13 protein-coding genes are annotated in these 12551 nt (G+C 42.5%); 11 read left to right on the top strand and 2 right to left on the bottom strand.

Annotated features, from left to right (window positions below; all coding sequences use genetic code 11):
* The first annotated feature begins 68 nt into the window (after positions 1–68).
* The 10 genes from tnpA to ACRYI5_RS10730 all read left to right on the top strand — a co-directional run bounded on the left by tnpA (position 69) and on the right by ACRYI5_RS10730 (position 7686).
* Entirely contained in the window at positions 69–530 is a 462-nt protein-coding gene (gene tnpA / locus ACRYI5_RS10775; RefSeq protein WP_448225248.1) for an IS200/IS605 family transposase, read from the top strand.
* A 416-nt stretch (positions 531–946) separates the two neighbouring features.
* A complete protein-coding gene (locus ACRYI5_RS10770; RefSeq protein ID WP_448225247.1) occupies positions 947–1555 on the top strand; it encodes a hypothetical protein in 609 nt (202 codons plus the stop codon).
* A gap of 1 nt (position 1556) precedes the next feature.
* Positions 1557–2741, top strand: coding sequence for a toprim domain-containing protein (locus ACRYI5_RS10765; protein WP_448225246.1), 1185 nt, complete (start codon positions 1557–1559; stop codon positions 2739–2741).
* A 551-nt stretch (positions 2742–3292) separates the two neighbouring features.
* Positions 3293–3583, top strand: a complete 291-nt coding sequence (locus ACRYI5_RS10760; RefSeq protein WP_448225245.1) for a helix-turn-helix transcriptional regulator — start codon at positions 3293–3295, stop codon at positions 3581–3583.
* Between the two features lie 33 nt (positions 3584–3616).
* Positions 3617–4378: a Fic family protein gene (locus tag ACRYI5_RS10755; RefSeq protein ID WP_448225244.1), complete on the top strand. Its 762-nt coding sequence runs from the start codon at positions 3617–3619 to the stop codon at positions 4376–4378.
* A gap of 183 nt (positions 4379–4561) precedes the next feature.
* Entirely contained in the window at positions 4562–5164 is a 603-nt protein-coding gene (locus ACRYI5_RS10750) for a type IV toxin-antitoxin system AbiEi family antitoxin domain-containing protein (RefSeq protein ID WP_448225243.1), read from the top strand.
* Complete coding sequence (locus ACRYI5_RS10745; RefSeq protein WP_448225242.1) at positions 5157–5918, top strand: nucleotidyl transferase AbiEii/AbiGii toxin family protein; 762 nt, start codon at positions 5157–5159, stop codon at positions 5916–5918. Before ACRYI5_RS10750 ends, ACRYI5_RS10745 begins: the two co-directional genes overlap by 8 nt.
* 295 nt (positions 5919–6213) lie before the next feature.
* Positions 6214–6765, top strand: a complete 552-nt coding sequence (locus ACRYI5_RS10740) for a hypothetical protein (protein ID WP_448225241.1) — start codon at positions 6214–6216, stop codon at positions 6763–6765.
* Positions 6766–6776: 11 nt separating this feature from the next.
* Positions 6777–7538: an AAA family ATPase gene (locus ACRYI5_RS10735; RefSeq protein WP_448225240.1), complete on the top strand. Its 762-nt coding sequence runs from the start codon at positions 6777–6779 to the stop codon at positions 7536–7538.
* A complete protein-coding gene (locus ACRYI5_RS10730; RefSeq protein ID WP_448225239.1) occupies positions 7468–7686 on the top strand; it encodes an LPXTG cell wall anchor domain-containing protein in 219 nt (72 codons plus the stop codon). Before ACRYI5_RS10735 ends, ACRYI5_RS10730 begins: the two co-directional genes overlap by 71 nt.
* Positions 7687–7893: 207 nt before the next feature.
* Here the strand turns inward: ACRYI5_RS10730 and ACRYI5_RS10725 are convergent, their stop codons facing one another.
* Both ACRYI5_RS10725 and ACRYI5_RS10720 read right to left on the bottom strand, forming a co-directional pair.
* Positions 7894–8964 (bottom strand): mucin-binding protein, encoded by a 1071-nt coding sequence (locus tag ACRYI5_RS10725; protein WP_448225238.1) that lies wholly within the window; start codon positions 8962–8964, stop codon positions 7894–7896.
* A complete protein-coding gene (locus tag ACRYI5_RS10720) occupies positions 8961–10409 on the bottom strand; it encodes a hypothetical protein (RefSeq protein WP_448225237.1) in 1449 nt (482 codons plus the stop codon). Before ACRYI5_RS10720 ends, ACRYI5_RS10725 begins: the two co-directional genes overlap by 4 nt.
* A 302-nt stretch (positions 10410–10711) precedes the next feature.
* Here ACRYI5_RS10720 and ACRYI5_RS10715 point away from each other — a divergent pair.
* Positions 10712–12551 (top strand): mucin-binding protein (locus ACRYI5_RS10715; RefSeq protein ID WP_448225236.1); only part of this gene is annotated, 1840 nt, incomplete at its 3' end.

The raw sequence follows: 12551 nt of genomic DNA, 5'->3' as shown, positions 1-12551 counted from the left end.
TAAGTCTAGCACATAAGTAAAGGAAATATCGTATTACCCTTGGTATTCATTAGAAAAGAGGAATCCATATGAGCCAAAATCAAAGCCGTTTAGATGACGCAATTTATGAACGTAACTACGTTTACAATTTTCACTTTCATCTGATTTGGGTGACTAAATACCGTAACGCGGCATTCACAACACCACCACTAATCTCTGATATGAAATTAATTTTACAACGCATCGCCGAACTGAACGAAGTGACGATAGAACAGCTGGAAGTGATGCCTGACCACGTGCATATGTTGATTAGTTTCAAACCAAAGTATGCACCAACAAACATTGTTAAGGCCTTCAAAGGAGCATCTGCAAGGATGTTTTTCGAGAAACATCCAGAAATAAAACGGCAAAAATTTTGGGGCGGACACCTTTGGTCACACAGCTATTACATGAGTACGCTTGGTAATATGAGCAAGGAAACGGTAGAACGTTACATCGAAAAGCAGCGAACCACAGCGGCAAAGAAAAACGCCTTGCGGCGTTCGTTGTAGGTATTCATCTGCCTGATTAAAATCAGGAGATTTCTGCTCTAAATTTCATTAAAAAGCTTAATGAAGATTCAGCTGGTAATGTTGATTTGTTGTTAGATCTGTATGCTGTTTATCAAAAGGCCATGTAATTAGTGTTATTTATTGGTGCTTTAGGTTTTGAGTGAATGGGGTTAAGCGGTTTTGCTCGGAGTGTTAAGGGCGAGTGGTTTTCAGCCGTTGGGAACGTGCCCCGAACTCGTGAGTGAGGATTTCTTTGAACCACCTGGTTTGAGTTGTGTTTTTAGTTTGGTAATCGAAAAGCTTCACCTAACACTTTAAAGAGCAGTCATTATAGATTGCTCTTTTTTTGCGTCTTTTTGGTTAATTTTGCGGTGGCTTTTATGTTTAGGTCAACAAATGTAAAAGGAGATCATTACATGTTGATTGACACCACTAAACATGAGGCTATGTTCATGCAGGCCTTAATGACGCGCGAAACTAAACGATTAAGTGCCGCCTGGCATTGGAACGAGCAACAACAGCGCTGGCACCTCGCCGACGCAGCACAAGCAAACGCGTTTAAACGGGAACGGGCAGCTTTTGAAGCGCAGTTATGTGATCAAGAACGTGATCAAGCTCAACAATTAATGCAACGACTGGCCCAACAGTATCGTCGGGCCCACAATGGCGAACAGCCTACGATCGTGCTGGCCAGCGATGCGGTCGACGCTGACTTTGGTTGGGTTAAACATTGTTCTGAGGCCGATGAGGCCGGTTGCCCGAATCCGTTAATCAGTGAACAACCTGGCCAGCAAGCAGTACGTTTACGCATGACGGAAATGGGTCAGTTAGCTGGACAAGTGCAACTTGCTTACTACATTAATGGTAAGTGGCAAACCGCTAAACTCTACTTTGTCCGACCACAGGTCGAACAAACAATGTCCAAGTCGGCTTTGATTGACCATTGTCGGCGCCATGAGCGGTCACAACGCGTACAGTTTGCACCTAAACTGACTATCCAGCCATGGCAAAGGGTGGTGCAGTAACATGCAGACCCAAGATAATGAAATTGTTGATTACTTAGATTACGCTGGCATTCCCTACGAACGACAAGGCAACTATGTGACCCCGACCGCGCATGATTCGATGAAAATTGATTTACGGAAGGGGTATTTTACCCAGTATTCCACCGGGGCGTGGGGCGATTTAGTGGCTTTTGTGAAAACATACGAAGATGGGGTCTATGAACCTGCGAAATCAACAAAAGAAGCCTTTCAGCGCGTAAATGAGTTTCGGGCTGCTGTTGGCCGCGGTGATGTGGTCCCACATCAGTTTGCAGTGGAGCCAGCCCGACCGTTTAACTTGGCGGATTATCAATATCAACAAGACCCAGAAGCAGTGTACACATATTTGTGTGGTGAACGACAGTTGGCACGTCCTTTAGTTGAACAATTGGTCGCGGCGGACCTGGTTCGCGAGATCAAAGCGCCAATCATGACACCAGCGGCTAAAAAACGTTGGGAAAACGAGCACCCGGGTGAACATGTCAACGGCCGGATTGTGCGCCAGCTGTTAGCTGAGCATAAGTTAGCTGAACACGATTATTTTTATGGGCATGAAGTAATGTTTGCGTGGAAGGACCAAACGGGCAAAATTGTGGGCGCCGATCGCCAGGGGACCTATCAAAACAAAGCCAAGTTTGGTAAACGTGGAACTTCAAAATTAATTGTGCCGGGGTCAGCGACTAATTTTGGCTGGCATTTCCGCAATTCTAATCAACAACCGGACACCATGGTGATTACTGAAGCGCCAATTGATACCATGAGTTACTTTCAGTTACATCACCGTGATTTTACGGGTAAATCCGTCGAGTTTTGCTCCTTGTCGGGCTCTGAATCAAAGGCCAAGTCCGTTTCTAACCTGATGAAACAGCTCTTCATTGATCCAGGCTATGGTCGACCAAAGGAGGTCCACTTTGCCGTCGATAATGATCGTGCGGGCCATGGGCTCGTGCAGAAGTTTATTGATGTCGGGTGGGATCAACTGAAACCGGAAACGATGAAGGTGATGGTTGATGTCCCAAAGGTCGGTAAAGATTGGAATGATCAAGTAAAAGCTGGCGTGGCCGGCAAGGAAGTCCTAACGCTAAAACAATTCGAACAGCGATTTAAGCCAGAGAAGCAACCGAAATTAAGCCGGACACAACAGCTGTCTAAAACACAAGAACGGTAACTGAAACAAAAAAATGTCAAATGAACGATAATCGTTCATTTGACAGAGGGGCATTGTTTAAAAACTCCAGTATGTGTGTAAAATGTAAAGCACGAACAAGACGAAAAGTGACATTAAAAAGTCACTGTGATTATTAATTAGATGCTCCAGGATCTTTGTCATGTTAAAATATGATAGAATCAACCAAGGGTCCCAACCCTGTTCCTGAGCAAGCCAATTCGTAGTTGGCTTGCTCTTTTTCTATCTACAACCTTTCTTCAATTTTTAAAACAGCTGAGCAATTGCTTAACTCCTTTAATTATAACATATATTGAAAAATAATCCATATATGTTATAATTAAACCATGAGAAAAATTGAAGTTAGTACCAATAAAGAGTTTAAAAAGTTTGTTCACCACTTACCAGTCAAGGATCGCCAAGAACTAGTTGCTAAGTTTCAGCTTGTGCAGTTGGTGGGCCGAGAAATAGCAGTCCAAATGGATTGGATCAAGAAAAATGATCGAAACCACGACGAGATTCACATTAAGTTGTTGGGTCAGGAGGTGATTCTAATGGAAAAAGATGACTCATTAATGGTAGCCATAGATGACATGCTTACCGATGATTTAAACAACAGCGACTTTGAAAAAGGCGTTAAGACAGAAAAAAATAAGCTGATCAGTGCTGTTGTCGTTCGACAAGAGCGGTTGGCTTATGGCTGGACGCAAGCTGAATTAGCAACAAAAGCAGGCGTTCCGCAAGCGACCATCGCCCGGGTTGAGGGTGGGCATAACACAAGCTTGGACACCTTATCGAAGATTGCCAACGCGTTTGGAAAATCACTTCAAATAACGTTTGCATAGTCGACTAATTTACAAATGATCGGAGGCAGATAAATGGATAGTTTCAAAGATAAGTATCGGTTTACACGTGATGAGGAAGTTACGTTCATCGAACGTAACATGGCACAATTAATTTATACCACCGGTAAATTTGAGAACTTACAAACGACATTACCGCAGACAGAAGATATAATTCATAATTACACGGTGAACGGAGTAAAACCGCAAGATGTCGAAAAAGTGCTCGGATTAAAGCGGGCCTTCGACTTTGTCATTAATAAAACGCACCCGTTTAAATCTAATGATGTTTTGGTGATCAACGATATTATTCAAAGTGGGCATGTGGACGCCGGACAGATTAGACACGAAGATGTGCAGGTTCCGTTGACTAATGATGTCTGGCTGCCGCCAATTCCACAACCGACAGTGGCATTAAATGATATTGAAAAAATCGTAACGGCGCCAAACTCGGTGACTGAAAAGGCGATTAACTTGAATCTCTATTTGTCACGCTGGCAGTTATTTGTTAATGGCAATAAACGCACCGCGATTGTAGCCGCTAATACGCTGATGATTGAAGCAGGCGCGGGTATGCTGGCCATTCCCGAAAACAAAATGCACTGGTATGGTTCTTACCTGCAAAAGTTTTATCGGTCTGGACGGACTGATGATATCAAATCCTGGCTCTACGACAATGCCGTTATTGGCACGCCACAACACGCAATTGATGTGATGAGACCTGCCAAAAGTAAAACGGTTGGTAACCATGATAAAAAGGGGATTTTAAGATCACAGCAAAGAGGACCACAGCGATAAGAGCATTCTCACGAATGCTCTTTTTTATTTTCTGCAGTATCGCATTGCGAAATCGCAAAGAAGGTAAAGATAGACGTTGTTTAGCCACGGTACAAAGCAAAGGCGTGAGAAAGCTCAAGGCATTATTTGTACCGCAAATCGTTTATAATTGGGTATGAATAATACGTTACGTGAGGCTAGATAATGAACCAGAAAGAATTAATCAGTCAGTTGCTGAGCCAGCAAGGGCAAACGTTTACTGCAGCGCAGGCCTTGAATTATGGGATTACGCGTCGGGCACTAAATTATTGGACCAAGGCTGGGTTACTGGAGCGAATTAAAAATGGCGTTTACGGGTCAACTAAAACCTTTGAAGATCCATTCTACTCAATCCAAAGTCGTTTGAGCAAAGGGATCTACGACAGTATTACCGGCTTGTTTTTGTATGGATACTCAAATGAAACGCCCTCAACTTACAGTTTAGCGTTTCCAGCAAACTACCATTTGGGTGATAGTTGGAGTGGAATTTATCAGATCAATGCAGTACGGCGGACAGAGACCCTTTACAATCGGCCAACTAGTCTAATCAAGTCGCCTTATGGCAACGAACTAAAGGTTTATTCGCTTGAAAGGTGTTTAATTAATTTGTGGCTAGATCCGAGGGAGTCAGCGGATCGTCAGTATGAAGCTTTGAACAAGTATGTAATTCAATCTCATCACGATTTATCTAAGCTACACGCGGAGACTGAATTTGGCCCCAAAAACGAGCGATTATTAACTGCCTTGGAGGTGTTAATCAATGCGTAATGACATGCAACTGAAAGCGAAAATTAAGCAAGAAGCTAGTCAGATTGCCAATGCGGATCGAAGTACAGCCCAGTTATTATTGAGAAACTATTTGACAGGGCGCATGATTGAAAAAATCTCTGTATCGAAGTATCGTGAATCCTTCATTATGAAAGGCGCTTTACTTTTACAAAGCAGGACCAATGAATTACTGCGTACGACTAAAGATGTCGATTTTCATATTGATGGCATGAATCTTAGTGAACAGAATTTGTCCCAGGTCTTTACAGATATTTTTTCGGCGCCAACTGAAGATGGGATTAGCTTCGATAATGTTCATTTTGAACCAATTCGAAAAGGCAGTGAGTATGAGGGTCGTCAGATGACGGCGATGGCACATTTTGGAGCCATTGAGCAGTCCGGCCAAGCAGATATTACGACTGGTAATCCGGTTGGGGAAAATGCAATTGATTATCCATTTCCGCTTACATTGGACGGCCGAAACATTTCAATTCGAGCATATACAGCCGAGCAAAGCGCCGCTGAAAAAATGCAAACGATGATTGCCCGTGGGGTAGATAATTCAAGAAGTAAAGACGTTTTTGACTTGTGGCTGATGAATAGTCCTAAAATGATGACCCCGTTAGATGGTCCAGCAGTGAAAAAGGCTTTTGACACGACGTCAGTGTATTATGGTTCACTAACACAAGGTGCAGAGGTAACTCATCAATTAACAACGCTGGCCAGTTCGGAAAAACAAAGAAGTTTTTGGTAAAAGTTTAAGCACAAAGCAGGTAATAACTACGTTGGTACGTTAACATTTCGTGAGGCCTTTGCGGGTGCGGTTACAGGCTTTCGAAAGGCTGGTATCATCACAGTTGGTCAACAACATACCATTGAAAGAGAATTAAGTAGTTATCACCAAAAGGTATTGAATAAAAATCGACAAATTAACCGTTTGGGGCCAACCAGGTAGAAGGGCATTCTCACGAATGCTCTTTTTTGTGCGCTTTTTTATTTTTTGCGTCAACTCACTACGGTAAGACCATTACAAAAGGAGCGTGACGAAAATGACACAAGACAATGAGCTACATGTACAACTGACCGGAACTTTAACGGGCATTAGTCTCCACGGTCGCGATGGATTGATTTTGACAATTATTGATCATCATGACCAAACAAGCCGGTTGATTGTCGCCCAAACGGAACTGACTAAGAATCTAAGTCTAGGGCAACATTATCAATTTGAGCTGGGCTTAAAAGTAGCTGATGAAGCCGTTCTGGATTTAAACGGCATTGCGCAAGCGCCAGCAACCGACCAACCAACTGATGACCCGTTAGCCGCGCCGGAAGAGGTTTCACCGGTCAGCACTGAGGGCGCCGTAATTGACCCTAAGTTGGCTTTTCCTGATGATGCTACCTTTTCACCCCTCGAACCACTGGAACCAGCCCCCGAATATGCGCAAGTACCTAACGCGCAAAGTGAGGTTGTTGAAGCGACTCCAGCTAAGCCAACTGTCACTGATGAAGATCTGCAACCAAAGGCTGAAGCACCGGCTGAGCCACAGGACCTTGGTTCACAAGCAGCGGCGACCTTCAGTGATGACGACTTAGATATTTAGGTGGCGTAAGCATGGCAGAGACATTTTTAGACAAATATTGTCGCGACTTGACCGTCGCTGCTAAGGAACACCCGCAAGCGTTTATGGCTTTAGAACGAGAGCAAGAAGTGGCCATGGCCGTGGAAATCTTGTTACGCAAGACCAAGAACAGTCCCGTTTTAGTTGGTGAGGCGGGGGTTGGTAAAACAGCTATCGTCGAAGAGTTAGCGAGACGTATCGCACTTGATCAGGTTCCACGCGATCTACGGCACAAACATATTTTAGTTTTACAGACGGCGGATTTAGTCGGGGCTAACCCGAACGATTTTATGGTGAATTTTAATGGGGTCCTCCATGAGCTGCAAGCAACCCTGGGGACCAACATTTTGTTTGTCGATGAAATTCACGAATTGATTGGGACTGGGGCCGCCAGTGATGGGAGTCATTTAGATGCAGGAAACGTACTCAAACCAGCCTTAGCCCGTGGTGAAATCCAACTGATTGGGGCCACGACCAATGACGAGTACCACGTCAGCATTGAACAAGATCGCGCCTTGCAACGGCGGTTTTCGATGATTCCAGTTTTAGAGCCGTCCCGCACGGCCGCCATTCAAATCATTAACGGCGTCTTCGATCAGTATGCTCAGTATCACGACGTGACTTACGCGCCAGATGCAGTGATCACGGCAGTAGACTTATCCATTCGCTACCGCCCAGATTACGATGATGGCAACCAAGAGCCTCGCAACAGTTTTGTTGACACAACAGAGTGGTTTGATTTCCGACCATGCTAAGATGGAGACGACTAAAATAACTTCAGAGTTGCCACATACTGGCGAAACAGACCAAAAGTCTTATAATTTGATTGGTGTATTGTTATTGTCATTACTGACTGCAATTGGAAGTGTATTCGGATTTAGAAAGAGAAATTTGAAACATTAAAATAAGGTTACTATTTATGAGCAATTTCTGTAGCTAATTCAAAAATGGTCGAACTTTTATATAAAGGTTCGATCATTTTTATGTTTTGATATTTGGTAGTGAACTACTTGGTCATTCATGGCCTAGAAGTTTACAGTTGCTATTTAATTAGAATGCTATGTTCAGTTGATTCATTTAGTGTGCGATTATCCAGATGGGTTGGAAATCTTACTCTTTATATTGTTTGCCGTACAAGATTGTTCCACAGCTAAACCATAAAATTTTACCAAATTCAGAAGCACAGATACCAGATTCTTTAATGGACGGAGATTCAGTTATGATTTGGTTGAACACCGATAAACCAGTCTGATTTTTTTTGTGATTTTTAATTTTTCTTCGGTGTTTAGCCTGTGCTTTTTTATGATTAACGTATGACTTTTTGTGATTTTTAATTGCCTGGGCGGGTGTTGGTAGAGCCGAAGAGATGTCTCCCCGTCGCGTAATTAAGATGGACGATGAAGGGGAAGCCAGAGGGGCAGAATGAGCGCTAGTATTTGCTTGTACAGTCGGTGTAACTTGTAGTGTGGAAATTGGATTGGCACTAAGCAGTGCATTCTTGTTGTAGCTAGTGCCCCATGTAGTGTGGGTATGGGCTGGCCGTGGCTGACTCGTTATGTCAGTAGCCAGACTGGTTGGAGGAAATGTCGATTGATCTGTTTGATCAGACGGCGTTTCTGGTCGTTCATGCTGGTTTTGTTGAGCCAGTTTCTTGTCAAGTTTAAAATGCACTGTAGAAAATTGGTTAACGCCACTATTAGTATCAAAGACTAACCCGCCATTTGGATAGTCTTGGGAAACGAATGTATAACCGGCGTTTTCCCATTTTTGAATTTCGTTGGTGGTGCGATAGGAACTGGTTGTCCCCCCAACACCACTTAATAGGATGTTATTTAATTCGAGACCAAGATCATCATCTACATAGCTAATGTAGGCATACTGAGCTATCGAATTGTATACATAGCTTGAATCAGCTGTGGCGATGGTCTTGGGATCATTTTTTTTTGGATTTTGTGTGGGAACAGTGTTGGAAAGGTTGTTCATTGATGATTCGGTCGGGGGAGTTATTGCACTATCTGTTGTGTTTGTAGAACTAGATTGAGTTGTTGACGCGATATTCGTTACGTTAGCTTTAACAGAATAATTATCGGTGCTAAAAAGAAGTAAGGCGCTAAAGAAAAAGATTATACCTCCTTTTATGGATAGCAATTGTGGGTAAGTACAAGGCTTTGTGACCTTCATTTAAAATGGGCTCCATATTTTTTATTTTGAATAGCAATGAGTGAGTCGCCAAGGTCCTGCCAATCGATTGGTTTAGGCGGGTTTTCCCACGTAACTTGTTCTGGAACCATATTGTTCACAAAAATGTCCGATAGGTAGAGATCGGTATGTGAGGATAATTGTTGCTCGACTACTAAATTAGAAAGCCCAAGTTGCTTAATTGCTTGGGTAATATAATTCGTATAGAGATCACCTTGGGAAAAATCGACAGTAACGTAAATAGCTTCTGAATATGCATTTAGTGGCAAATTAAGCATAATACTAAAAATAACCGTGTAATAAAGCTGTGTAATCGTTTGCAACTTTGCCGATGGGAATGTACGTTTGATTGTTTGATTAATCAATATCATAACAGTTTCATGTAACTGAGGGTACGTTTCTTTAAAAAAGCGAACCTTATCTGGGTCAGAAAAAGTTGAACTAATGAAAAAAGGGAATTCTAGATGTAGGTTAATTTGATTGAGGCTAGTGGTTACATTAGAGAAGTTGAAATTTTTGTCAAAAAAATTCAACTTCTCTCGCAAGATAGTTATTTGAATATCGGTCAACTGTTGGATTTTTTTTCGAACTTTTGGTGTAAGAATATTGAAGTCAAACGAAATCATTCCAGTAACGTGCAAGAAATCATGAGTAAAGGCAGCTTCATTACTGAGATCATCTTCTGAAGATATTATTTCATTATAAAAATTTTTAGTTATGTTAATTGCTTCAACGCTTGTTGTGATATGTAGAGGAACATAGGATATCGAGTGTGAGTTGTTGCCTCGAGAAATCTGAATAGCGCAAAAATAACGTAACTGTTCCAATTGTGTAGGTCTCAGTTGAAATTGATAAACCTCTTGTAGCTTCTGAATTAATAACGTAACAGTCTCTAGGTTAATGAAGGGAAAACGAATGCCATTAAAAAAGTAGTAAAAGACATTGAAAACAACCTGTCGTTTTAGCCCTTCAGCTGAATGTTCGGTCATATGAAAATGATCTTGTGTTATGCGGATAACCTTATTGCGCAAAGTGAAAAAATGAGAAATGCTCATGAACGTACGTGACATGAACTCCTGTCTAGTTTCCGCTCTTTCGTTTAGATATAAATACTCAAACATTAAAAAATAATCGGAGGTAGTGGCATAGAGTGCGCGAAGTTTCTTTTCGATCTTTGAACTTATTTGAAAGAATGTAACGGTATCCCCGTCACCAGACACGTAAAAAGTGTCATTACCAGAAATTAGAGATAGGTCGTCGTTCAGCTTTACAATGGTTTGACTTAATTTATAGTAGCTAATACCGAGAGATTGCTGAATATTGTTTTTGGCGATGGCAAGGCCGTTACCATTCAGCAGTCCTATATTAAGCAATTGTAGGCATTGGATTTGTGGATTTTCTAGGAAATTTAAATAATCTTCATTCATGCATAGACTCCATTTAATAGTTTTGGGGGTCAAATCATTCGTTGTTAATTATTGTTAAGGGAGAAATAAATGTAAGGGTAAATATTTACAAATTTTTGTGCTGTAAATGACGCTTTAAAAGCCGTATGTCATAAAGATTAACACGGCGTTTATCAAAAAAAGTGGGTTAATATGAGCCGAATACTCGTTTTTAAAATAATGATTAAAAATCAAATAATGCCATTCCATGTGATCATATTGCCCATTAAACACTTTAGCACTAGAATATTGTGCATGAATGATTTGTTTGGGGGTTAATTATTATGAAAAACATTGGTGAAACTAAAAGAAGGATTAAGATGTACAAGGCTGGAAAAATGTGGTTATTTTCCGCTAGTGCTACAGTGGCAATGTTAGGCACTGGTGTGGGGATTGCCCACGCAGACTCAATTGCTCATGATGTAGACTCTAGTACGAGTGGAATAAATGCTGGGAGCGTTTCCCAAGCAGCCAGCCAGGCGTTGCAAACGCCACCAGTGGCTGATCCAACGTTTAGCAGCCAAGCAAGTACTGTTGCTTCTGATGTAAACGGTGATTTGAGTCAACAAGGTACAGTTAAATCTGTTATGAGTACGGCGACATATTCCGATAGCAGTGCTTCACAAAGCTCAATGAGCCAGGCCAAAGGCCAACTCGATAGTGTTTCCTCAACTACTTCAAGTGTAACAGCCAACGCTAGTAGTACAGCTAGTTCAACAGCGAGTGTTAACATGCAGAATTTAGGTAACGCTACTGATGGTCAGGTTGCTAGTGCTAAATCTGCAGCGGTTCAGAGCTATGGTCAGACTAATCAACCACAAGTATTAACCAGAATGGACGCGCAGTCCAATGGGATTACGACTAATCCCAATATTGATTGGTCGAACTGGCAGACCAGTGGAAGCCTTGATAAAGGTAATGTCCAGGTTAGAGTCTACTATAAGGACGCTTCTAATGGCCAAGATCTGTCACCTAATACTATCTTAGGACAAACTGACGCTCTAGATAACACACCCGAAAATAATGTGAACGCGATTCAGTCCGTCACTGGGAATGCAATTGACGAGAGTAATAAAGGTTACTACCTAGTCGGTAATGATCTACGTACCCAAGATGGTCTTACTTCTCAAGGTGTGGGATCAAGTGTGACAACGAAAATTTCGAGTACTGCCCAGGCAATCGTTTTTTGGTACTCTAATGCCGCCTCAGTCAATGTTAATTATGAAACCAGTGATGGTACTAAATTGGCCCCATCAACGGTGGTGACGAGTACTACCGGTGGAAACTATGAGACAACCCTCGCCTATGTTGCAAACTATCATGTGGTGTCCACGCCTACCAACGCGACAGGAACATTTGCGATGCCAAACGGACTGCAGGCCGGGACCACACCGGATGTAACGTATCTCTACGTGCCTGATACACAGTATGCTTATGTCAGTTATGTAGATGATACTTTGGCCATTGAATTAGATAAAGTTTTGTTAAGTGGTGTGGGGGGAACAACCAGTCCTTATCGTACCGCAGCAGAAATTCAGAAATGGGAAAATGCCGGGTATGAATTCGTTTCTCAGGACTATCCGAGTGCCGGTGTAGTCTTTGATATCAATAATCTTGTTAACCAATTATTTACGGTGCATCTTAAACATGCCATTAAGCCGATTACGCCAAGTAATCCAGGGACACCAGGACAACCGATCGACCCAAGTAACCCTGCTGGCCCCAAGTGGCCCAATGGTTCAGACCTCAACTCGCTATCAACATCGATCAATGAACGCGTGCATTACGTAATGAGTGATGGGTCGACAGCACCAGTTGATCAGACGGATCAAACGACGTTTACTCGTAATGGAACCGTTGACGAAGTTACTGGAAAACTGAAATACACGTCATGGGTTGCGACTGATGGCAAGACGAGTTTTAGTGCAAAAGTTACCCCTGAAGTGAAGGGGTACTACGCCGATCAGGCACAGATTGATGAAATCACTGGCTTGACGGCAACCAGTGGGGACAAGAACTTCACGGTTACGTATAAAACGCTGGCTAGCTTAGTACCAACGCCGAGTGATCCTAGCGATCCTAACTGGCCGAAGGTACCAAGTGTGGCCTATCCAAATGATCCGA

This window comes from Furfurilactobacillus sp. WILCCON 0119, from assembly GCF_053471565.1.
The sequence above is the reverse complement of the archived record's forward strand: the minus strand, read 5'-3'. Positions and strand labels throughout refer to the sequence as shown.